This is a genomic window from Pantoea sp. X-Soil-YNGN-775 (assembly GCF_059730575.1).
This window is the reverse complement of sequence record NZ_AP035945.1, coordinates 2,746,958-2,772,970: the sequence shown is the minus strand read 5'-3', so window position 1 is coordinate 2,772,970 and position 26,013 is coordinate 2,746,958. Positions and strand designations below refer to the sequence as shown.

Here is a 26,013-nt window from a genome sequence, read left to right as displayed (position 1 = left end):
AGTGTTGCTTATGGAAGGAATGTTAAAACATAATAAAATCTGCACATTAAAATTGATTTTTATCTCCCTTACGTTAAAGATTAAGCAGGCGAAACCGTTGCGTTTTGCGTATAACTACACACAAATAATCCAATAAAAATAGCGCCGCGCCGGGAATTTTCCCCAGTGTTTAGCGTCACCTGGCTTTACTGCCTTTACATACACCAGGCTAAAACACTTTCTGTCTGACAGAAGGTGAAAGAATGTGTGAATACTATAAGCATAAAAATATTTTATGTTTTTAGATTCAGTATATTAGCCAATCTGGTGGAGTAGAGGTTACAAATGGCAGAACTCACGCAGGGCCGGGTCGATATCATTTCGCGCGAAAACGGCACGCTTATCTCGCAGAGTACAGGCGGTTCATCACAAACCATTAACCTCACCGAACCCAGCGTAGTCCGCATTAGCGGCACGCGCGCAATGGTGGTGCAGTACGAACGCCAGGGGGACGATCTTGTTCTGCATATGCGTGATGGCAGTACTGTCCGCTATCAGAAATTTTTCTTTGATGACGCCGAAGGCGAACACAGCGAACTGGTTTTTGATGATGGGGTTAATCCTCCGGAACACGCCCTGTTTCCACAAACGGCGGAAGGCGCCGAACTGGCCTCCAGCTCGGTCACGCCGACCTATGAATCACTCGACAGCGTAGAGCCGCTGTTACTGGCCGATAACGCCAACTCGTCAATGGGTGTCATCACCGCCGGCGGTCTCGGCGTGCTGGGCTTAGCCGGACTGGCGATTGGCGCAGGTGGCGGCGGTGGCGGTGGCGGTGGCGATGATAACAACAACGGGGGTGTCGATCCCGGCAACCCGGGTAACCCTCCAGCGCCCGGAGCACCGACCATTACCCTCAACCCGTTTGCCGGTGACGACGTACTGGACAACGCTGAGAAATCAACCGACCAGCTGCTAAGCGGCACCACCAGCAACGTAGAAGCAGGTCAGGTTGTTTCCATCACCCTTGGCGGCCAGACCTACAATGCCAGCGTCGGTGCCGATGGCAGCTGGAGCGTCAGCATTCCTGCCAGTGCGCTGGCGGCGCTGGCGGCAGGCAGCACCACCATTTCAGTCAGCGTGAGTAACACCGCCGGCACCTCCGCCTCTGCCAGCCAGGGGATCACCGTTCAGCAGCCCGATACCACGCCGGATGCGCCGACTATTACCCTTAACCCGTTTGCCAGCGACAACGTACTGGATAACGCTGAGAAATCAACCGACCAGCTGCTAAGCGGCACCACCAGCAACGTAGAAGCAGGTCAGGTTGTTTCCATCACCCTTGGCGGCCAGACCTACAATGCCAGCGTCGGTGCCGATGGCAGCTGGAGCATCAGCATTCCGGCCAGTGCGCTGACGGCGCTGGCGGCAGGCAGCACCACCATTTCAGTCAGCGTGAGTAACACCGCCGGCACCTCCGCCTCTGCCAGCCAGGGGATCACCGTTCAGCAGCCCGATACCACGCCGGATGCGCCGACCATTACCATCAATCCGTTTGCCGGTGACGACGTGCTGAGCGGCACTGAAAAAACCACTGACCAGACGCTGAGCGGCAGCACCAGCAACGTTCAGCCAGGCCAGATCGTCACCATCACGCTCGGCAGTCAGAGTTTCAATACCACAGTCGGTGCCGACGGAAGCTGGAGTATCACCTTGCCGCCCGCTACGCTTGCCGCCCTGGCGCAGGGCGCGCAGACGATTACCGCCACCGTCAGCAATCAGGCGGGCATCCAGACCAGCGAAAGCCGTCCGATTCAGGTTCAGGCCCCGGTGACCGAGCCGGGTACGCCGGGAATCGAGATCGACCCGTTTACCGGTGATAACGTGCTGAGTAACACCGAAAAAACCGTCGACCAGACTCTGAGCGGCAGCACCACCAATGTTGAAGCCGGCCAGGTTGTCAGCGTGACGCTTGGCGGCCAGAGCTACAGCGGCAGCGTGGCCGCCGATGGCAGCTGGCGTATCACCGTGCCTGCCGATGCGTTAGCGGCACTGGCTTCGGGTAGCACCACCCTCACCGTCAGCGTCACCAATGCGGCAGGTACAGCGGCCACCGACAGCCTGGCAATCAGCGTTGACGCGCCGGTTACCCAGCCGGGCGTACCGGCCATCGCCATCAACCCGTTTGCCGGCGACGATATCCTGAGCAATGACGAAAAGAACAGTGACCAGACGCTGAGCGGCAGCACCAGCAACGTGGAAGCGGGCCAGATCGTGACCATCACGCTCGGCGATCAGACCTATAGCGCTACCGTAGGTGCCGATGGCAGCTGGAGCATCAGCCTGCCGGCGCCGGCGCTGAATGGGCTGGCTGCGGGTAGCCTCGCTATTTCGGTTGTCGTCACTAATCAGGCCGGCGTTGAAGCCAGCGAAAACCGCGATATCAACGTGGAAACTCCGGTGACGCCCGGCGCGCCCGGCGTGACGCTGGCTGATTTCGCCGGCGATAACCAGCTAAGCAATGACGAAAAAACCACTGACCAGACGCTGAGCGGCAGCACCAGCAACATTGAGGCCGGGCAGACCGTCACGGTGACGCTGGGCGGTCAGACCTACAGCACCAGCGTTGGTGCCGATGGCAGCTGGAGCCTGACCGTACCTGCTGCGGCGCTGTCGGCGCTGGCAGCCGGTGAAACTACCATCAGCGTATCGGTCAGTAATGCAGCCGGTGCTACCGCCACCGCCACACTGCCGATCGGCGTTGATGCACCGGTTACCCAGCCGGGCGAACCGTCGATATCGATTGGTCAGTTTGCCGGTGATGACATCCTGAGCAATGCTGAAAAAGGCACCGCCCAGACGCTCAGCGGTAGCACCACTAACGTTGAACCGGGTTCAGAGGTGATTGTGAACCTCGGTGGAGAGAACTATATCGGCACCGTCGGTGCCGATGGCAACTGGCAGGTGATTATCCCGGCGGCGGCGCTGGGCAATCTCCCCGCCGGTTCGACTGCCATCATCGTGGCCGTCACGAATCTGGCGGGAACCACCGTCAGCGAAACCCGTGATATCGCGGTTGAAGCAGCGGATACCGGTCCGGGCATCCCGACGCTTGTCATCAACGATTTCGCCGGTGATAACCTGCTCAGCAACGATGAAAAAAGCGTTGATCAGATCCTGAGCGGCACCACCAGCAACATTGAAGCGGGGCAGGTGGTCACCGTGACGCTTGGCGGCCAGGTTTACAGCGCCAGCGTCGATGCCGATGGGGGCTGGAGCCTGACGGTACCTTCTGCGGCGCTAACCGCGCTGGCTGCGGGCGACACCACCATTACGGTTTCGGTCAGCAACGCTGCTGGCACCACGCTCACTGACCAGCTACCGATCAGCGTTACGGCTCCGGTCACCTTACCGGGCGAGCCGACCGTCACCATCAACCCGTTTGCCGGTGATGACATCCTGAGCAATGCTGAAAAAGGCACCGCCCAGACGCTCAGCGGTAGCACCACTAACGTTGAACCGGGTTCAGAGGTGATTGTGAACCTCGGTGGAGAGAACTATATCGGCACCGTCGGTGCCGATGGCAACTGGCAGGTGATTATCCCGGCGGCGGCACTGGACAATCTCCCCGCCGGTTCGACAGCCATCATCGTGGCCGTCACGAATCTGGCGGGAACCACGGTGAGCGAAACCCGTGATATCGCGGTAGAACCGCTGGTGACCGCGCCGGGCACACCGACCCTGACCGTGGCGGCATTTACCGACGATAACCTGTTAAGCAATGAAGAGAAGCTGGATGCGCAGGCGGTGTCCGGCACCACCACCAATGTCGAGGCGGGCCAAATCGTTACCGTGACGCTGGGAGGTCAGTCTTACAGCGGCACCGTCGGTGACGACGGCAACTGGAATATCAGCATTCCGGCCGATGCGCTTGGTGCGCTGGCGTCCGGTTCCACCACCCTGACCGTCACGGTCAGCAACGCAGCAGGTATCACCGCCAGTGACAGTCTGCCGATCACGGTTGAAGCGCCGGTCACCGTGCCGAACGCACCGGTTCTGACCATCAATCCGTTCGCGGTCGATGATGTGCTGAATAATGACGAGAAAGCCAGCGACCAGTTGCTGAGCGGCAGCACCACTAACGTTGAAGCCGGTCAGATTGTCACCGTTACGGTCGGCGATCAGACCTTCAGCGCTGCGGTTGATGCGGACGGTAACTGGAGCCTGACCGTTCCGGCCAGCGCACTGGCCGCACTGCCTGCCGGCAGCATCACCCTCAGCGCCACGGTCTCCAGTGTGGCAGGTGTTGAGGCCAGCGAAAGCCGTGGTATCGCGGTAGAAACCTCGCCCGAACCGGGTGTGCCAGCGATTATGGTCAATGTTTTTGCCAGTGACGATCTGCTGGATAACAGCGAGAAAGCGGTCGATCAAACCCTGACCGGCAGTACCAGTAACGTCGAAGCGGGCCAGACGGTCACCATCACGCTGGCTGGCGTAACCTACACTACGCAGGTCGGGCCTGAGGGCAACTGGAGCGCCCAGATTCCGTCTGCAGCGCTGAGCGCGCTGGCGGCGGGCACCACCACGCTGACGGTCAGCGTCAGCACTGCGGCCGGGACCACAGCCACTGACAGCCGCGAAATTAATATTGCACCCGCCCCAGGTGAGCCGGGTGTCCTGACCATCAGCGAACCGTTGAGTGGCGATGGCTTCCTTAACCAGCAGGAGAGCGGCAACGATCTGGTGATCGCCGGTTCAGCGGTTGGCGTTGCCGCAGGCCAGACGGTACTGGTGGCCTTCAACGGCAGCACCTACAGCGGCGTGATCGGCAGCAACGGATTCTGGAGCATCACCGTGCCGGCCAGCGCGCTGAGCGGCATTAGCGATGGGGTTCAGGCGGTGTCGGTGACCGCCATCGATACCAATAACACGCTGCTGACCGATTCAGCCCAGCTCAACGTGGTGGTGAGCAATCAGCCACAGATCACGCTTAACGACAGCGCGCTCACGGATGGCATTCTCAACCGCGCCGACGCCAGCAGCGATCTGGCGATCGGCGGCAGCACCGGCAAAGCGGCGGCGGGTCAGCAGGTCGAACTGGAACTGAACGGTAAAAACTACAGTGCCACGGTCAATCCCGACGGCAGCTGGAACCTGGCCGTGCCTGCCAGCGATCTTGCCCTGCTGTCGCAGGGGGCAAACAGCCTCAATATCACGGTGATTGATGAGGCAGGCAACCGCGTTGAGGAGAGCCTGAACTTCAACGTCGATACCCAGTTGCCGAACCTGATTGTGGCACCGGTGGCCGGCGGCGATGGCATCCTCAACAGCAGTGAAGTCGCGGCCGGACTGCCGGTCAGCGGCTCCGGCGGCGCGCCAGGGGAATTGGTTTCGGTCACGCTGAATGACCAGATTTACACCGCCACCGTGGATGGCTCCGGCAACTGGACGGTGACCGTACCGTCTGACGCGCTGCAGGCGCTGGCGGATGGCAGCAGTTACCGGCTCGACGTCACCCTGACCGATGCCAGCGGTAATAGCATCACCCAAACCCAGCCGCTGGTGGTCAGTACCCAGTTGTCTGAGGCAACGGTGGCGGCTCCGGGCGGTGACGGCGTACTCAGCAATGGCGACCTGGCGCAGCCGCTACTGTTCAGCGGTACCGGCACGGCGGGCGATACGGTCTCGGTGGTGCTGAACGACAAAACCTACACCGCCACGGTGGATGACAATGGTAACTGGACCGCCTCGGTGCCGGTATCCGATCTCAGCGCGCTCACTGATCAGACCTATCCGGTGACCGTTACCGTCACCGATCCGGCCGGTAACAGCAGTGATCTCTCGACCGAACTGCGGGTGGCTACCGCTGCGCCAGTGTTAACCGTCGACCCACTCACCGATGATGGCGTGGTTAACGTTGCCGATGCGCAGCAGCCGCTGAGCGTTAGCGGCAGCGGTGATGAAGGCGATATTATTCGCGTCTCGCTCAACGGCCAGACTTACAGCGCCGTAGTGGCACCGGCGGGAACCTGGAGCGTCACCATTCCCGCCGCCGATCTGGCCCTGGTACCGAATGGTACCCAGCCGGTGACGGTGGTGGCGACCGACAGCGATGGCAACGTCAGCCAGACGACGGATTTAGTGACCTTTGCCACCACGCCACCGCTGCTGGAAGTCTCAACCCCAGGCAGCGACGGCTATATCAACATTGCCGAGCACAGTCAGGATCTGACCATTGATGGCCGTGGCGGCAGCGCGGGCGATACGGTGTCGGTTGATTTTAACGGCACGGTTTATACCGCGACGGTCGATACCAGCGGCAACTGGAGCGTCACGGTGCCGGCGGCGGTGGTCAGCCAGCTGGCTGATGCGATCTATCCGGTTAACGTGTCGATCAGCGATACGTACGGCAACAGCAGCAGCGTGCTGTCGGATGTTACCGTGCTGGCCGCCAACCCGCCGGCGCTGACCATTGATCCGGTCACGGCGGATAATCAGGTCGACAGTGCCGAACAGCTGAGTGACATTCAGATCACCGGCACCGTCACTGGCGTCCCGGCCGGGCAGCCGGTGGTACTGGCGATTAACGGTCAGTCTTACGATGGCGTGGTTCAGGCAAATGGCGTCTGGAGCGTCACGCTACCGGCCGGATCGCTGGGCGCGGCCGGGGAGAAAACCTTTACCGTGGCGATCCTTGATGTCGCCGGTAATCCGGCGCAGCCCGCCAGCGGACAGTTCACCGTCATCACCACCAACGCACCGCTGCTGTCGATTGCGCCAATCGCCGAGGATAATCAGCTCAACGTGGTTGAAGCGCAGAGCGATCTGACCCTCAGCGGCAGTTCAACCAATCTGGCCGTCGGCAGCGTGGTCAGCGTTACGCTGGTGCCAGGCGGCACCGTTTACAGCGGTACCACCGACGAAACCGGGGCCTGGACAGTCACCGTGCCTGCCGGCGATCTGGCTAATCTGGCGCAGGGCACCACCACGGTGACCGTGACCTCAGGCGAGGTCACCAGCAGCCAGACGCTGCTGGTCGCCACCACGCCGCTGACCGCACCGGTCATCAACACGCCGTTTACCGACAGCGTGCTCAACAGTGAAGAAGCCAGCGCGGCACAAACCCTGACCGGCACCACGGCACCCGGCCAGGCGGTTAGCGTTACCGTGGGCGGCGTCAGCTATCCGGCAACGGTGGCCGACAATGGCGACTGGAGCCTGGTTCTGCCACCGTCGGCACTGCAAAATCTTGCCCAGGGCAGCAATCCAATCACCGTCACCACCACCGATCCGGCCGGCAACAGTGCCAGCACCACGGTGCCGCTGACGGTCGATACCGGCACGCCAACGGTGGGGGTCAATCCGATTGCCACCGACGGCATTATAAATGCTGCTGAAGCTGACGCCGATCTGCCGATCAGCGGGATCGTCGCACCGGGCAGCAGCGTGAGCCTGCTATTGAACGGCGTTACCTACGATGCGGTTGTTGCTGACGATGGTCGCTGGACCGCCACCATACCGCGCGACAATTTGCAGGCGCTGACCGATGGCCGCTACGATCTTAACGTCACGGTCACCAGCGCCAGTGGCAACAGCAATACCAGCGCCTTGCCGCTGACCGTCGATACTGCCGCACCGGACTTCAGCTTCAATACACCAGCCGGTGACGGCGTGCTGAACGGCGCGGAGCAGGCGGCGGGCTTCAGCTTCAGCGGAACCGGCAGCGAAGGCGATCGGGTCAGCCTGACGCTGAACGGCGTGACCTATACCGGCACGGTCAATGCTGACGGTAACTGGTCGCTGACGGTGCCGCCAGCCGCGCTGGCTGGCCTGACTAACGGCAACAGTTATCCGGTGAATGTGATCGTCAGCGACGCGGCAGGCAACAGCAGCAGCCAGAGCAGCACGCTGAACATCGCGACCGCCGCACCGCTGCTGGTGGTCGATCCGATCAGCGGTGATAACGCCCTGAGCGTCAATGAGCTGACGCAGCCGCTGGTGATCAGCGGCACCGGTCAGAATGGCGATCGGGTGACGGTCGAATTCAACGATACGCTTTACAGCACCACCGTCGGCCTCAACGGCCAGTGGACGTTGCAGATTGCGCCGGACAATCTCACCGGGCTGCCGTCAGGCAGCAATCCGGTGACCGTCACCGCCAGCGATGCGAATGGCAACCAGACCCGTCAGACCATCGATCTGAACGTGGTGAATGCGCCAGAATTACAACCTACGCTGACCATCGACAGTGACACCTTTGCCGGCGATGGCGTTGTCAGCGCCGCCGAACAGCTACAGCCGCTGACACTGCGTGGCACCTCCACCAATGTGGAAGCAGGGCAGCAGGTCACCGTCTCTCTCAATGGGACCACCTACAGTGGCGTAGTCGAAGCCAGCGGTAACTGGAGCATCGTGCTACCGGCCGGGGCGCTGGCCGGTCTGGCGGAAGGCAGCCAGACCCTGACCGTCAGCGTGATCAATACGGTGGGTAACACCAGCAGCAGTGCGTTTGACTTCAGCGTAGATAATACCCAGCCCGCGGTCGCGCTGGCCCCGATCACCGGTGATAACTACCTTAACGCCGGCGAACTGAATGGCGATGTGCAGGTCAGCGGCAACACCAGTGGTCTGCCGCAAGGCAGCATCGTTGAGGTAACCGCCAACGGCACCACCGTCACCACCACCGTGGCGGCAGACGGAAGCTGGAACCTGACGTTACCGGCAGGGACCTTTACGGATGCCGCCGACGGCCCGCTGACCGTGACCACTACCGTGACTGATGCAGGCGGTACGCCACTGGCGACCACCGACACGGTGGTCACGGTAATTGCCAGCGCGCTGCCGGTTGCTACCCCAGGCGACGCGTTTGGTGACGGCATTCTGAACGCTACGGAAGCGGCGACCAGCGGCACCATCACCGGCAATACCGGCGTCAGCGGCGACGGCCAGGCGGTCAGCGTCACGCTGGATGGCGTCAGCTACAGCGGCACGGTCGATCAGGCCGGCAACTGGCAGGTAACCATTCCGGCCGACATCCTGTCAGCGCTACCACAGGGTGATACCTCGTATACCGTAGTAGTCAGCGATGTGGCCGGTAACAGCAGCCAGGCGAACGGCAGCGTTGCGGTTGATACGCTGCCTCCGTCGCTTAGCCTGAATACGCCGTCAGGCGGCACTATTAACGCCGCAGAGAGCCAGCAGCCGCTGGCGCTGACCGGCAGCAGTGAAGCCAATGCGCTAATTGTCGCCAGCTTTAACGGCACCAGCGTTAGCACCACGGCGGACGCGAACGGCAACTGGAGCCTCGATCTGCCCGCGACTGTTTACAGCGGGCTGGGCAACGGCAGCTATCCACTGACCGTGACCGCCAGCGATGCCGCAGGCAACAGCACCAGCAGCAACACCAGTCTGGCGCTGAAAGTCGATCCGGCCAGCCTGCCGACCCTGACGCTGGATGCTTTTGCCGGCAATAACGTGGTGGATGGCGCGGAGCGGCAGACCGATCAGCGCCTCTCCGGCACCGTCAGCAACGTCGAGCCAGGGCAACTGGTGACCGTGACGCTGGACGGCAACGTCTACAGCGCCGCAGTGCAGGCCAGCGGAGCCTGGAGCCTGACCGTACCGGCAGGCGCACTGAGTGCGCTTAACGACGGCAGCGCCAGCTTTACGGTGGCCGTCAGCGACGTGGCGGGCAATACCGCCACGAACACGCTGGCCTTCGAGGTTAACAGCAACGCCTCCGGCCTGGCGCTTAATGCGCTGAGTGACGATAACTATCTGAATGCTCAGGAGTTGGGTGAACCGCTGATCGTAACCGGCAGCTCGGTCAATGTGCCGGAGGGCGGCACGGTGACGGTATTACTTAACGATGTCAGCTACACCGCGCAGGTCTCGGGCAATGGCAACTGGAGCCTGATCGTGCCAGCCAACGCGCTGGCCGGGCTGGCGGATGGCGCTTACACCCTGACGGTGACCGCCACCGACAGCGGAGGCGCGACCCTCAGTAGCGCAGCGACGCTCAACGTGCTGGCCACCAATCTGCCCGATCCGACCATCACCAGCCCGTTTGGTGACGGCACGCTCAACAGCAACGACATTACCACTGCACAAACCCTGAGCGGAACCACCGGTGCCACCGGGGACGGCCAGAGCGTCAGCGTGGTGCTGAACGGCAACACCTATACCGCGACCGCCGATGGCAATGGTAACTGGACGGTTTCTGTGCCGGCGTCTGCACTGGCGGATTTGCCGGAACAGACCATCGGCTACACCGTGACGGTACAGGATGCGGCAGGCAACACCGCCAGCACTGACGGCAGTGTGGTGGTGGATCGCACGCCTCCTGCGTTAACCCTTGATGCGGTGGCAGATGACGACATCATCAATATCGCTGAAAGTACCGCACCGGTTATCCTGAGCGGCAGCAGTGACGCCGGTGAAGGGCAGCTGGTCACCGTGACGCTGAATAATCAGGTCTGGACCACCACCGTCAACGGAGAGGGCGACTGGAGCCTGACGCTGCCGGCGGGCGCACTGGCGGATATTCCGGCCGGACTCTATACCGTCACCGTCACGGTGCGTGATACCGCGGGCAACCCGGTCACCGAAACGCGCGAGATCAATCTGGCGACCGCCTCGTTGTCGGTCAGCATTGATACGCCGTTCGGCGATGGCTATCTGAGCCGCAATGAAGCTGACTCCAGCCAGACGCTGAGCGGTACCACCGGATTACTGGGCGCAGGCCAGACGGTGAATGTGACGCTGGGCGGCGAGAGCTATCCGGCGGCGGTCGATGCGCAGGGTAACTGGACGCTGACCCTGACGCCGGCGCAGCTACAGACCCTGACCGACGGTATTAATACCCTTGAGGTCAACGTCAGCGATGCAGCAGGCAACAGTGGCTCACTCGCCAGCAGCGTCACGGTCGATTTCACTCCACCCGCGCTCACTGTGAATGCGATTGGCGGCGACAACATCATTAATTCACTGGAGGTGCTGCAGGATGTGGCCGTCAGCGGCACCGCCTCGGTTGCTGATGCCGGCCAGATTGTTACCGTCAGCTTCCAGAATGTGGATTACCAGACCCAGGTGCTGTCAGACGGCAGCTGGCAGGTGAGCCTGCCCGCCAGCGTGCTGCAGGGCCTGACGGATGGCAGTTACCCGCTCGGGGTCTCGCTGACCGATGCGGCAGGCAACCAGACCACGACCAGCCAGACGCTGACCCGCGATGCCGACAGTGCAACGCTGCCAACCCTGACCATCGGGCCTGTCAGCGGTGATAACTACCTTAATCAGGCTGAAGCGGGGCAGGATCTGACCCTCAGCGGCACCAGCACCAACCTCGCCGAGGGGCAGGTGGTGACGGTCACGCTGAATAATATTGACTACAGCGGCACGGTCGCCGCTGGTGGCGGCTGGACGGTGACCGTACCGGCGGCCGATATCGCTAATCTGCCGGATGGTGAGCAGGCATTGGTGGTGGTCTCCACCGATGAAGCCGGTAACCCGGCCAGCAGCAGCACCAGCCTGGTGGTGGTGGCCAGCGATCAGGCCCAGCCGACGCTCAGCGTCAACGTGGTGGCCAGTGATGATGTGATCAACGCCACTGAAGCGACCGGCGACGTGGTGGTCAGCGGCACCAGCACCCAGCTGGCTGGTGGCACCGCGGTTACGGTCACCTTCAATAATGTGGACTACAGCACCACGCTGGATGCCAACGGCAACTGGACGGTGAGCGTGCCGGCGACGGCCTTCAACGGCCTGCCGGCGGATTCCACTCAGACCTTCAGCGTGCGCGCCAGCGATGTGGCCGGTAACCCGGCGACGGCCAGCCATGATGTCACGATCAGTACCAGCCTGCCGGTGGTGACGGACATTGCGCTCAGTGCTGGCAGCAGCCTTAACCTGGCGGAGTCGTTGCAGGATCTGACCATCACCGGTAACACCGCAGAAGGTCTGCCGGTGGCGGTGACCTTAAACAACGTCACCTACACTACCACCGCCGGAACTGACGGTAACTGGTCGGTCACCATTCCGGCCGCCGATCTCCAGCAGTTAGCCGATGGCCCACAAGCCATCAGCGTGACGGTCACTGACGCAGCAGGCAACGTCACCACCGATAGCAGTACCTCGCTGGATGTCGCCTTTAACAGCCTGCCGACCATCAGTCTGGCACCGCCGTTTACCGACGGGCTGGTGAGCGCCGCCGATGCGGCTGGCGAGCTGCAGCTGAACGGCAGCAGTAGCGTAGCCCCGGGTACTCTGGTCACCATCCGGGTTGGTGACCAGACCTTCAGCACCACGGTGGGACAGGACGGTAACTGGACGCTGAACCTGGCACCAGGCGCCCTGACGGCACTGCCGGACGGTCAGACTCAGGTACTGGTCTCGACCGTTGATGCGGCCGGTAACCCGGCGCAGGCCAGCGCCGGAATTGAAATTCTGCAGACCGCACCGGTGGCCCCGACGTTCGCGACCACGCTGTTTGGTGACAACGTGATCAACAGCAGCGAAGCGGCAACGGTGCAGGTTATTACCGGCACCACCGCGGTGGGAGATGGCCAGACCGTCAGCGTGACGGTCGGCAACGACAACATTCCGTTGTCGGTCACGGTCGATGCAGATGGCAACTGGACCGCCAGTCTGACGCCGGAATACATCGCTATTCTCGGCAACGGGCAGCACACCCTTACCGTGACCACCACCGACCGGGCGGGTAACAGCACGGAAGCGACCCAGAGCTTTACCACCGCCACGGCACCGATTGCGGCCCCTGTACTGGATACGCCATTCACTGATGGCCGCATCAATGCTGATGAGGCAGCAGCAGGCGGCTCACTGAGCGGCGCGATCAACGCCACCAATCCGGCGTCGGTTACGGTAACCGTCAATGGCACTGTCTATTCCGCCACCCTGACCGACGGCGATAGCCGCTGGACGCTGGATCTGCCACCGGCGATATTGCAGTCGCTACCGGATGGTAACTGGCCGGTCACCGTGACGGTCACCGACGTTAACGGCAACAGCGCCAGCGTGGGCGGCAACGTGCTGATCGCGGTGAATAACCTGCCGGACGTCACCCTCAATCTGCCGTTTGGCGACGGAGCGCTCAGTGCGGCTGAGGCGGCAAGCGAGCAGGTGCTGAGCGGCTCTACCGGCCTTACCGGTGCCGGCCAGACGGTTAGCGTACTGATCTCGGGCTTTAATGGCGATCAACCGCTGAGCGCGACGGTACAGGCCGATGGCAGCTGGTCGCTGACGCTGACGCCTGCGCAGTTAGCGACCTTCACCAGCGGCAGCCACACCATCACGGTCACCGCCAGCGATCTGGCCGGTAACACCGACAGCACGGCGCTGAACGTGGTGACCGAAGTCACGCTCCCCACGCCAACCTTTGCCGACGGCGCGTTTGGTGCTGATAACGTGCTGAACATCAGTGAAGCGGCGGCGGGCGTTACGCTGACCGGATCCACCGGCAGCACTGGTGATAATCAGGCAGTGAGTATTACGGTCGATCTGAACGGTTCGCGCTACAACGGCACGGTGGATGGTGCGGGTAACTGGGTGGTTAACATCCCAGCCAACGCACTGAACTCCCTGTCTGACGGCGCGCATACTCTGACGGTCAACGTGGTCGACGCCGCTGGCAACACCGGCACCACCCAGCTGGACTTCACCGCCGATCTCACTGCACCGCAGCCGACGGTTGATGCTCAGTTCCTCGACGGCTACATCAACGCCGCCGATGTGGCGGCAGGCTTTACCCTGAGCGGCACCACCGGCGCGACCGGTGCGAACCAGCTGGTGCAGATCACTATGGGCGGGGAGGTCTACAGCACCCAGGCCGATGCCAGCGGCAACTGGACGCTGCCGCTAACCAACGCCGACCTGTCAGTGTTCAACGACGGAAGCTATCCGGTCACCGTGACGGCAACCGATGCCGCCGGTAACAGCAGCACCATCAGCAGTACGCTGGTGGTCGATACCACGCCGCCAGCCCTGACTGTCGGCACCTTTGCCGGCGATGGCACGCTCAACTATAGCGAGAGCATCCAGCCGCAGCTGCTGAGCGGTACGGCTGACGGTGCCGAGCCTGGCACCGTGCTCAGCGTCTCGCTTGGCGCGACGACGCTCGGGACGGCGGTGGTCGGCGCGAACGGCAGCTGGAGCCTGACCCTGACGCCAGAGCAGATGGCGACCTTCAGCCAGCCGGCCACCACTCTGGCGTTAAGCGTCAGCGACCTGGCGGGCAATATCACCCGCCAGGAGCTGACCTTCGACGTCAATCTCACGCCACCAGCAGGACCGCTGGTGACGCTGGGCACCGTCTCAGGCGATAACATCATCAGCACCGCCGATCAGGCGGGCGGGGTGGTGGTGAGCGGCACCTCGGCGAATCTCGGCGCGGGCGGCGTGGTCACGGTGGTGATCAATGGTGAGACCTATGGCACAACCCTGAACGCTGATGGCAGCTGGTCTACCGCCGCCTTGCCGGTCAGTGATTTTGGCAACGCAGACGGCAGCGTCGGCATAACGGTCAACGCGACCAACGGCACGGCAACGGTATCCACCAGCGGCAGCGTGCAGATCGATCTGACGCCACCGACCCTGACGCTCAACACCTTTGCTGGCGACAATCGGGTCAACGGCAGTGAAAGCGCCACCAGTCAGGTGATCAGCGGCACCGCCGACAGCGCCGAAGTCGGACGGACGGTAGTGGTGACCTTCAACAACAAAACCTATAACGCCATCGTGCAGAGCAACGGCAGCTGGTCGGCTACGGTTCCGGCCAGCGATATGCAGGCGCTGCCGGATGGCGCGACGCCGGTGATTACGGCGCAGCTGTCCGACGCAGCGGGCAACGTCACTACCGTCAGCGAAACGGTGACGGTGGATAACACGGCACCGCTGATCCAGATTGACGCCTTCCTCGGCGACAACCTGATCAACGCGGCGGATCTGCTGCTCAGCCAGGTACTGACCGGCAGTGCCCAGGGGGCTGAAGGGCAGACCGTCAGTCTCTATCTCGGTGACGGCGCACCGATTGCCACCGCGGTGGTCGGTGCTGACGGCCGCTGGAGTCTCGATGTCGATCCACAGGTGCTGTCGAGCCTGAATGATGGCGCGCTGGTGTTTGGCGTGCGGGTTAATGACGTCAGCGGTAACCAGACTGATGCCACTCTGACCGTGAATAAACTGGTCAACAGCGCGCTAACCCTGGTGGTCGATTCGGTATTCGGCGACGGAACGTTAAGTGCAGTCGATACCACGGTGGCACAGACCATCAGCGGCGTGGCCACCTCGCCGGGGGTGGGTGCCACGGTTTCGGTGGTGCTGGGCGGAACCACCCTGTCTGCCGCAGTGGGTCAGGATGGTAAGTGGGCGATCGTCGTACCGCCTTCCGTACTGGGGCTGCTGAGTGATGGCGAACTGGCGCTCAACGTCACGCTGACCGATGCGGCCGGTAATATCCGAACCGTACCGGAAACCGTGACGGCAATTGTTGATGCCGTGCCGGTGGTCGGTGATTTGACCGGGCTGTTTGGTGGCGATAATTTACTCAATATTGCCGAGGCGGCAGCGGGGCAGCTGGTTGGCGGTGTGATTCAAAACGCCGCCGCCGGTTCGCAGGTTACCGTCACTTTAGGCAGCCGCAGCTACACCACCACGGTGCAGGCGGACGGTGAATGGAGCGTCAGCCTGCCGGGCGGCGATCTCAGTTCACTGCTGAACGGCAACCTGACGCTGGGCGTCAGCGTCACCGATCGGGCCGGTAACGTCGCCTCCAACAGCGCGACCATCGGTATCTTCACCCAGACCCCGTCGATCAGCCTGACCTCACTTTTTGGCGATGGCGTGCTAAACCTGGCGGATATTGCCACCGGCCAGGTGATCAGCGGGGTAGTCAATAATGTGGCGCAGGGATCGGTGGTGACGCTGAACGTTGGCAGCAGCCAGCTCACCGCGACGGTCGGCGCGGGCGGGGCCTTCACGGCGACGGTCACGCCGGATATTCTGGGCACGCTGGCGCAGGGCAACCTGACGGTGGGTGCTTCGGTCACTGATGCGGCGGGCAATACTGCCAGCACCAGTGCCGGGATCCGGGTCGATACGCTGTTGCCCACCATTACCGTTAATCCACTGTTCGGCGACGGCCTGCTTAACGTGGCGGATGCGCTGGTAACCCAGGTGATCGGTGGCGTGGTTGGCGGGGCAGAACCCGGCTCGCGCGTGGTGGTCTCGCTCGGATCGCAGCAGTTCATCACCACCACCGATGCCAGTGGCAACTTCAACGTTTCGCTGACGCCTGCGCTGTTGCAGGGTATTACCGATGGCAACCTTACCGTCGGCGTTAGCGTCACCGACAGCGCGGGCAACACCAGCAGTACCACTGCTGGCGCGCTGGTCGGCATTCACAATCTGCCGAAAGTGACGCTTAACCCGCTGTTTGGTGACGGCGTGCTGAACCTGGCGGAATCGCTGGTGACGCAAACCATCAGCGGTACGGTATCAGGCGTGGCGGCGGGCAGTAGCGTCCGGCTGGCGATTGGCAATACCACCGCTACCGCGCTGGTTAACCCTGATGGCACCTTCTCTGCCACCGTATCGCCTGCCATTCTTTCGACGCTGCTGAACGGTAATTTCACCGTCAGCGCCTCGGTTACCGATCCGGTCGGCAACACCACCACCAGCAGTGCCGGGGTCTCACTGGGGCTGATTCAGCCGACGTTGTCGGTGAATACGGTGTTTGGCGATGGCGTGCTGAGCGCGGCGGATCTGGCCTCCAGCCAGACCATCAGCGGCAGCTCCAGCCTGGCAGCCGGGTCTACGGTCAGCGCCACGCTGAACGGTCTGACCTACACCACCAAAGTGGTGAGTGGCGGAAGCTGGAGTATCAGCGTACCGAAAGCGGATCTGGCGGCGATTACTGACGGCAGCAAAACCGTCAGCGTCACCGGTACCGATGCCTATGGCAACGTGGCGAACAGCAGCGGTGCGCTGAGCGTGATTGCGCACACCGCGCCGACGGTCGCCATCACCTCACTGTTTGGTGACAATGCGCTGAGTGCGGTGGATGTCAAAACGGCACAAACCATCAGCGGCAGCGCCACCAATGCGGAAGGTTCGGTGGTGCGCGTGGTGCTGGGTGGCCAGACCTACAGCACCACGGTGAACAGCAATGGCAGCTGGAGCCTGTCGATTCCGGCCGCTAACCTGGCGGCGATTACCGACGGTGCCTATACGGTGACCGCCAGCGTCACCAATGGTGCCGGCATTAGCGGCAGCGGCTCGGCGGCACTCGGCGTGGTCAGCCATACGACGCCAACGGTGAGCCTGAACAGCTATTTTGGCGGTGATGGTTACCTCAATATTGCCGAAGCCAATACCGCCGAAACCATCAGCGGCAGCAGTACGAATGCCGCTGGCGGCAGGGTGACGGTGAATATCGCCGGGACTATCCTCACCACCACCATTGGCGCAAATGGGGCATGGAGCATCAGCGTACCGTCAGCCACTCTGAAAGGGATCGCCGACGGCAGTCATCCGCTGACCGTAACGGTGGCTGATATTGGCGGCAACACCGTTACCAGCAACAGCAGCTTTACCGCGCTATCGCATAACTCACCGCTGGTGGGTGCCGATCCGGTGCTCAGCGTGCTGACCTCGTTGCTGACTGGCCTGACGGTGCAGGGGGGATCGCTGAACGCGGCGCAGGGGTCGAAAGTCAGCGTCACGCTGCTGCTCGGTAACGGCAGCAACGGACCGACGATCAATACCACCACCGATGCGCTGGGACGTTACTCGGCCAACTTCGCGCCATCGTTGCTGTCGGTTGGTGGTCTGCTGCTGTCGCTGGGCACGCTGGCAAAAATCACCATCACCGATGCGGCAGGCAACAGCTATTCGACCACCAATACCCTGCTATTGGGGTCATTGTTGCCGGTTGCTACTGCCGCCACCGAGTCGGTTGCGCTGTTCTCGGTGGCCGATGACGGTGCCACGGTGGCCAGTGCCGGCGGTGAAACGCAGCACAGCGCCAGCAGCAGCGAGGATAGCGCCAGCCATGCTGTCGTTGCCTCAACCCTGACCACCGAGGCGGATATCACCACCCCGGCCAGCAGCAGCGAAAGCGCTACCGCGCCGGAAACTGCCGCTGCTGCGCCAGCAGAGGAGGCCAGCTATACCATTGGAGGCGTGGTGATCACCCTGGCTGATGGCAGCACGGTGGAAGGTGCGGCGGTCACCGGCAGCAGCGGGGCCGATACCGTGACGGTCAGTGACCTGAACTTTACGCACATCGATGGCGGCGCAGGCAGCGATACGCTGGTGCTGAACGGGGAGCATCTGAATCTGGATCTCACCACGCTGGGCCTGAAAGTCGAGCATATTGAAGTACTCGACCTCGGGAACACCGGCACTAACTCGGTGAAACTCGATCTGAATGAAGCACTCAGTATTACCGATAAGCAGAGTGATGATTTGATCATTAAGGGTGCCGATGGCAGTCAGGTGACGCTGGCCAACAGCAATGGCGGCATCTGGGCGGTAACCGGCGAGCGTACCGTGGAGGGGCAAACCTTTGAGGTTTACCACAACTCGGCGCTGACCAGCGATAACACCCTGGGCGACGTGCTGGTGCAACATAACCTGCAGGTGCATATCGTGTAGTGCGGCTAAAATATCAGTAATCCTGATGGAATCAGCGGGTGTGTGAGCGCCCGCTGATTTTTTATTTTCCGGACGTGATAATTCCATTTTCCAGATTTTCGCCACTATTCATCAGCAGAGTGAAAGATTAGGGTAGGGGCAGCAAACGGCGTCACGCCGGTTAATGCAGAAAATCTGACATCTAAAATTCTTTAGCGGCTTTTTTAGTCGCCTATTCATTCATCCTTGTTACCTGCGGGTAACCGGTTCCGACCAGCGGAAACGGGCAGCTTACGCTTGCCTGACATAACTGCGCCAACCTTAACGATCAGTTTATCTGATGGTTTGCGCCTGCGTTTCTGTTCTGAATTGAGGTTACCTATGTCCCAGCGCGATACGTTTCGTGCCGTCCGGCTCGAATCCATTTTTCAGGCAGCAGTGAGTGAATTTTCCGTTCCCGATAGCACCACACGCAGCGTTGCGCCGGCCGTAACAGCGACCATCGCGACGCCGACCAGCGATCTTTCCGCCGACAGCGCGCTCAGTCCGGCGATTGGGCTGACCACGCTGGCGGTTACCGCGGCCGCAGATACCCAGCCGCCCGCCGCGCTGCGGCCGTATGAACCGATCGCCAGCGATGGGGTGATCGCCAACCGGGAAGTGCAAAACCCGGTCCATCTGCGCGGTCAGGCGGTGGGGGAGGCGGGATCAACCGTCACCCTGACCTTCAACGATCAGAGCTGGCAGAGCACTGTCAATCAGTGGGGCTACTGGAACGCCTCAATGCCGGCCGAAGTGCTGAAAGGGCTGCCGGACGGCAATCACACCCTGACGCTGACCATCACCGATAAAGCCGGTAACAGCACCGACACCACGGTCGATTTTGGTCTCTATGCCGACCGCAGCCTTAAGCCGACTCTGACGGTGGACACCATCAGCGGCGATAACGCGGTTAACATCGAGGAAAGCGTGTATGGCGTCGACATCAGCGGCAGCGGCACCCATCTGCCCGCTGGCGCACGCGTGACCCTGACGCTGGGCAGCATCACCACCACGGCGATTGTCGGCAGCGATGGCAAATGGACCGGCACCTTTCACGAAAGCGATCTCAACGCGCAGCAGGATGGCGTCTACAGTCTGACGGTCAGCGCGAAAGATCCCAATGGCAAGACCACCACTGAATCCCATCAGCTGACGCTGATCACCCACCTGAGCAGCCTGCCGCAGATTAGCTTTGATAAGGTGACGGCGGATGATGTGATCAATCTGGCGGAAACCCAGCAGGATTTACTGCTGAGCGGCACGCTCTCGACCGTGATGCCAGGCCATCGGCTGGTGATTACCGGCGCCAATGAGAAAGATTATGCCGCCACGCTGAGTGAGGATGGACACTGGCAGGTGGTGATCCCGGCAGCGGATGTGCACGCCTTTATTAATGTCGGCGAGATCCGCGCCTGGTCGATTGACGGTGCCAACAACTATACCGACGCCAGCCATGAACTGAATATCAAAACCGGCTTTATCCCGATCTATGTCGAAATGGATATCGGCGGCGATATGATCCTCAACTATCAGGAGGCGCAGCACGATCTCAGCCTGTATGTTGAGGGCGCTAATGAGCTGGAGATCAATGGCAAAACCTACCAGCCGGACGCGAAGGGGATGGTGACCCTCAGCGCCAGCGATCTGCAGGCGCTGCCGGAGGGACCGGTCGCCGTCACCTATCATCGCTGGGATGAGTATGGCAACAGCGACACCCAGACCAACAGCAGCCTGTTCACCGTGGCAACTCATCAGCGTCCGACCCTGACGCTGGATACGCCGTTCGACGACAATGTGATTGACGCTGCGGATGTGAACAGCTGGCACCTGATTCAGGGCAGTTCGACTCACCTTGAGCCTGGCAGCCTGGTGCAGTTAACCCTCGGCGATCAGCACTACAGCGCCAGCGTGAAAGCAGACGGCGGCTGGGCGCTGACCATCCTGGCCGGACAGCTGGCACCGCTGGACGACGGCGAGTATCAGATGACGGTGAGCGCCAAAGACAGTGCCGGCAATCTGACCAGTGCCAGCCAGACCGTGACGGTTGCCTCGCATACTGACGCTGCTGCCACGCTGAATCTGCTGACGGTCGATCAGCTACTGGATAATCTCAGCCCCACTGCGGCAGATGAAACGCTGCCGGCGGCGAAGGCGTCTGCCGCTGTGGCTGCGCCGCACGACAGCAATCTGGTAACCGATTCCCCTTACACCCTCGCCGATCACTTATGGCAACACCCCGCCGTTCATCCGCTGGTCTGAGTTAAAACACATTAGTTAACGTACTGCCTTCCGGACGGGTTTGTTAAGCCCGTCTGGATTGGTAGGCGTAACATCATCGATTAAATTTTGTTCGATTAAGAAAATAATTAATTATTTCATCGATATTTAGCAGGAAGAAGCGCGGGATATGATCTAATAATGTTAAAGGTCGTTTAGCGTCTGGCTTACGAACCATAAATTAATTGATGCAGTCTGACGAGGCGAAAGCCCGCAACGGCGCACCGTTTTGCACTCTTTGTTCACCGGGAAAACACCATGATGATAAGAACCCCTGTTGGTAAACATAATGAACAAAGCGCGACTGACCTTTTTATTATGCGCCCTGAATGGCGTAGTGTTGCCTGCGGCTTTTGCCGCACCCTTGCCCAAAGCTGAATTTAACTGGCGTGCTGCTCCCAGCGAAGAGCAGATTGCTACCTTAACGCTGCGTGACGCCATTCTCCGCGCTTTCGCCCGCAACCCGAAAATTTCGCAAGCGGCGGCTCAAATCCACGTTGGCGAAGGCGATCTCGACGCCGCAAAAAGTGCCTGGTATCCGCAGATTTCACTGCAGGGTGCGGCGGGTCGATCGCATCAGACCGACTCCGCTGGCAGCCTGAATAACAATGGCTCCGGCGGCATTATGCTCAGCCAGCTGCTGTACGATTTTGGCCGCACCGGCGGTGCTATCGACGAGCAGCACGCCTTGTCAGAGGCCTACCTGTTTGGCCTGTTCGACTCGATGACCACCGTGGCGGAAGATACGCTGCAGGCCTATCTGGAAGTCAAACGTTACCAGGCGCTGGCGGAAACCGCCCACACCAATATCGCCTCACTGGAGCGGGTGCGTGACATCGCCCGCCTGCGCGCCGACGCCGGACTCAACTCGCAGTCGGACGTGTTACAGGCGGAAACCCGTATCGCCGCGATGCACGCCACGCTGGAACAGTATCGGGCGCAGCTACGTTCAGCCAAAGCCCAGCTGACGGTGCTGACCGGCGTGGTGCCGGCGACCCTGCCTGAGCTGCCGCAGGCGTTGCTCAATCAGCAGATCACCCTCGACAAAATCGCCTACGCCAACAGCGCCGCGGTGCGCAGCGCCCAGGCGAAGCAGGAAGCCGCGCGCGAGCGGGTGCGTCAGGCGCAGTCCGGCCACTGGCCAACCATCAAAGTTCAGGCTGGCCGTACCCGCTATGAAAACGATCGCCAGTCTTACTGGGATGATGAGGTCCAGCTGCAGGTTGAAGCGCCGCTTTATCAGGGCGGCATGGTCAATGCCCGAACCCAGTCCGCCGAGGGCGATCGGGAAGCCGCACAGGCGGCGGTGCAGCAGGCCAAACTCACCATCAATCAGAATGCCTCCACCGCCTACGCCGACATGATTGGCGCGCAGCAACGTCAGGCAGCCGGTGAAGTGCAGCTGGAAAGTGCTGACCACACCCGCAACGTCTATGCCGATGAGTATCGTCTCAGTAAACGCAGCCTGAACGATCTGCTGAGCGTGGAACAGGATGTGTTTCAGGCGGACAGCTCACGCATCACCGCGCTTTACGATGGCTGGGATGCCACCGTGCGCTATGCCGCTGCGGTCGACAATTTGCTCGATATCCTGGGTATCGATCGTCAGCGCAGCAGCGGCGATCTCCTTCCTTCGCTGCAATAGCGAGCTTTCGCATTAAAAGGCATTAACCATGAGCGCACAAAACCTGAATACCGATAACTGGATTGCCGCCATGCTGCGCGTGGCTGCGCGGTTCGGTAAACCTGCCGACGGCAAGACTCTGCGCCAGCAGATGCGTTGGTTTGAACATCTGCCGGTGGCGCAGCAGCTGGAACGGCTCTCCGGGCTGCTCGGACTGCACCTGACCATGGTGCCGCAGAATAAGCTGCGCTGGCGTCAGGAGATCACCCCGGTGGTGCTGGTGCTGGAAAACAGCAGCGTGGCGGTGCTGGAAGGGATCGACCCGGACGGCAGCGCGCGCTACTGGCTGAGTGAAGGCGGCGACGTGGTGCGCGAAGGCGCGCTGTCCGAACTGCTGGCCCGCGCTCAGGGCGAGGTCGGGGTGATTGGCGTCGCGGCGCGCGGCCGCGATGCGCGCATCGACGAATTCGTCCAGCCGTATGAGCCACACTGGTTCTGGAAGAATTTTCGCGGCATGGGCCGGCGCATCACCGAGATTTCGCTGGCGTCGGTGATCGGCAACGTGCTGGCGCTGGCCGGCATTCTGTTCTCGATGCAGGTTTACGATCGGGTGATCCCGGCGCAGTCGCAGGCCACGCTGTGGGTGCTGTTTGTCGGGGTGCTGATTGCGGCGGCGATTGAGTATCTGATCCGCCTGATGCGCACCCAGGTCTCCGACTTAATGGGGAAACGCATCGACCTGAAAGTCTCTGCCATGCTGTTCGCCCGGGCGATGAGCATCCGCAATGAAGCGCGGCCAAAATCGACCGGTTCGTTCATTTCGCAGCTGCGTGAAATCGATCAGGTACGTGAACTGCTGACCTCCACCACGGTGGGCGCAGCGGCCGATCTGCCGTTTGTTATCCTGTTCCTGTTTATCATGTCATTTATCGGCGGCTGGCTGGTGCTGATTCCGCTGGCGGCGATACCGCTGATCGTGATCCCTGGCATGCTGGTGCAGATCCCGATGGCTCGGCTGGCCAAAGAGGGGCTGCGCGAAGGGGCGCTGCGTAATGCAGTGCTGGTGGAAACCATTGAAGGCATTGAAGATATCAAAGCGCTGCAGGCGGAACCCTATTTTCAGCGTCAGTGGGAGCAGACCCATGAGGTCAGCGCCGCTATCAGTAACCAGCAACGCTTATGGGGCGCCCGGCTGACCGGCTGGGCCGCTACGGTGCAGCAGCTTACCTATGCCGGCATGCTGGTGTTTGGCGTCTATCTGGTACTCGACTCGCAAATCACCACCGGCACCCTGGTCGCCTGTAGCCTGCTCTCGTCACGCACCATTGCGCCGCTGATGCAGCTTACTATGGTCTTTTCCCGCTGGCAGCACGCCAAAATGGCGATGAAGGGGCTGGATGAGCTGCTGAAGAAGCCGCTCGATCAGCCCGAGGCGGCAACGCTGGCGCACTGTCCGACGCTGACCGGCCAGTACGATCTGCGTAATGTGCATTACAGCTACGACGAAGAGAATGAAAAGAACGTTCTCAACGTGCAGCAGCTGCAGATCAAACCGGGCGAGAAGATTGCCATTCTGGGTAAAGTCGGGGCCGGGAAATCAACCCTGCTCAAAATTCTCGCCGGTCAGGCGATGGCAAGCCAGGGCAAGGTGATTGTTGATGGCGTAGACATTGAACGCATCGATCCGATCGATCTCCGCCGCCAGCTCGGCTGGTTATCACACGATTCACGACTGTTTTTTGGCACGCTGCGGCAAAACCTGATGCTGGGTAATCCGCACGCCAGCGAACAGGAGATGCTTCAGGCGCTGCGCATTAGCGGCGCGCTGTCGCTGGTACAGCAGGATGCGGCCAGTCTCGATCGTATTATTAATGAAGGCGGGCGCGGGCTGTCCGGCGGGCAGCGTCAGATGGTGATGCTGAGCCGTATGATCCTGCGCCAGCCGCAGGTGGTGTTGCTGGATGAGCCGACCGCCGCCATGGATGAGCAGCTGGAAGAGCATGTGATCCGTCAGCTCCAGGGCTGGATCAGCGGGCGTACTCTGATCCTGGTGACGCACCGTCCGGCGCTGCTGAAGATGGTCGACCGCATTGTGGTGATGGATAACGGCCGGATTGTGGCCGATGGGCCGCGTGACGCGATCCTGCGCCGCGCCACGACTCCGGCCGCCCAACCGGCGGCAGGGCCGGATAAAGGAGATGCTGCATGAGCCTGGTGATGATTGATAAAGATCTGGCGCGCCATGAACGCCGTACCTCAGCCATTATCTGGCTCTGCACAGCGGCGCTGGCGATATTCCTCATCTGGGCGCACTTCGCCATTCTGGATGAGGTGACCGTCGGCACCGGTAAAGTGACCCCATCCAGCCGCGCGCAGGTGATTGACAGTCTGGACGGCGGCATCGTCAAACAGCTCAACGTGCATGAAGGCGATATTGTCGAGAAAGGGCAGATCCTGGCGACGCTCGATCCGACCCGCTTCCAGTCTAACTTCGGTGAAGCGCAGGCTAAAGTGCGTACTCTGCGCGCCTCCTCGGAGCGTCTGGATGCGGAGCTGTCAGGCACGCCGCTGCAGTTCAGCGCGGAAACCCTGAAGGAGCCGCAGCTGGTGACGCGGGAAAGGCAGCTGTATGAATCCCGGCGGCGCAACCTGACGGAAACTATCAGCAACCTGCAGCAGTCACTCAAGCTGGTGCAGGATGAGCTGCGCCTGACCGAGCCGCTGGTCGCCAAAGGGGCAGCCGGTCAGGTCGAGGTGATCCGGCTGCGCCGTCAGGTCAGCGACCTGCGCGGCAAAATCGACGAGGCGCGCAATGACTATCTGGTGCGCGCCCACGAAGAGCAGGTGAAAAACAACGCTGAACTTGATGCGCAGCTGCAGGTGGCGGCGGGTAAAGAGGACCAGCTGACGCGCGCCACGCTCTACTCGCCGGTGCGCGGCATCGTTAAGGATATTCAGGTCACCACGGTGGGCGGGGTACTGGAGCCGGGCGGCAAGCTGATGGAGATCGTGCCGCTGGAAGATCAACTGCTGATTGAAACCCGTATCAATCCACGCGATATCGCTTACATTCGTCCCGGTCTGGCAGCCATCGTCAAAATCACCGCCTACGACTCCTCTATCTATGGCGATCTGCCGGGTGAGGTTGAAATCGTCTCGCCGGATACGCTGCAGGATGAGGTTAAGCGGGATCAATACTACTACCGGGTCTACGTTCGCACCCAAAAAGCGGAACTGACTAACCGCGCCGGGCGCAAATTCCCGATTGTGCCCGGTATGGTGGCCAATGTTGAAATTAAAACCGGCCAGAAATCAGTGATGGATTACCTGCTTAAGCCGCTGAATAAAGTTAAAGAATCACTGCGCGAACGCTGAAATCACGATCCGGATATTATCGCAGCCTGCTTAGTTACGGTGATAAATTAAGTGGGCGGATATATCGC

General features: G+C 61.2%; 5 protein-coding genes. All 5 read left to right on the top strand.

What is annotated here, in order from left to right:
* Window positions 1–324: 324 nt before the first annotated feature.
* The 5 genes from AC6I8I_RS12945 to AC6I8I_RS12925 all read left to right on the top strand — a co-directional run bounded on the left by AC6I8I_RS12945 (window position 325) and on the right by AC6I8I_RS12925 (window position 25,945).
* On the top strand, window positions 325–18,648 hold the full coding sequence (locus AC6I8I_RS12945; RefSeq protein WP_497827932.1) for an Ig-like domain-containing protein: 18,324 nt from the start codon (window positions 325–327) through the stop codon (window positions 18,646–18,648).
* A 360-nt stretch (window positions 18,649–19,008) separates the two neighbouring features.
* Window positions 19,009–20,928 carry an Ig-like domain-containing protein gene (locus tag AC6I8I_RS12940; RefSeq protein ID WP_497827931.1) on the top strand — a complete coding sequence of 640 codons (1,920 nt, stop codon included), beginning with the start codon at window positions 19,009–19,011 and terminating at the stop codon, window positions 20,926–20,928.
* A gap of 307 nt (window positions 20,929–21,235) precedes the next feature.
* Window positions 21,236–22,591, top strand: coding sequence for a TolC family outer membrane protein (locus AC6I8I_RS12935; protein WP_312056725.1), 1,356 nt, complete (start codon window positions 21,236–21,238; stop codon window positions 22,589–22,591).
* 28 nt (window positions 22,592–22,619) lie between these two features.
* Window positions 22,620–24,779, top strand: a complete 2,160-nt coding sequence (locus tag AC6I8I_RS12930; protein ID WP_312056724.1) for a type I secretion system permease/ATPase — start codon at window positions 22,620–22,622, stop codon at window positions 24,777–24,779.
* A complete protein-coding gene (locus AC6I8I_RS12925) occupies window positions 24,776–25,945 on the top strand; it encodes a beta-barrel domain-containing protein (RefSeq protein ID WP_312759654.1) in 1,170 nt (389 codons plus the stop codon). The genes AC6I8I_RS12930 and AC6I8I_RS12925 overlap by 4 nt, the downstream gene beginning before the upstream one ends.
* Window positions 25,946–26,013: the final 68 nt, after the last annotated feature.

Excerpts from the sequence above, each read along its gene's own strand:
- AC6I8I_RS12935 (WP_312056725.1), top strand. The coding sequence starts at position 21,236 with ATGAACAAAGCGCGACTGACCTTTTTATTATGCGCCCTGAATGGCGTA.
- AC6I8I_RS12925 (WP_312759654.1), top strand. The coding sequence starts at position 24,776 with ATGAGCCTGGTGATGATTGATAAAGATCTGGCGCGCCATGAACGCCGT.
- AC6I8I_RS12930 (WP_312056724.1), top strand. The coding sequence starts at position 22,620 with ATGAGCGCACAAAACCTGAATACCGATAACTGGATTGCCGCCATGCTG.
- AC6I8I_RS12945 (WP_497827932.1), top strand. The coding sequence starts at position 325 with ATGGCAGAACTCACGCAGGGCCGGGTCGATATCATTTCGCGCGAAAAC.
- AC6I8I_RS12940 (WP_497827931.1), top strand. The coding sequence starts at position 19,009 with ATGTCCCAGCGCGATACGTTTCGTGCCGTCCGGCTCGAATCCATTTTT.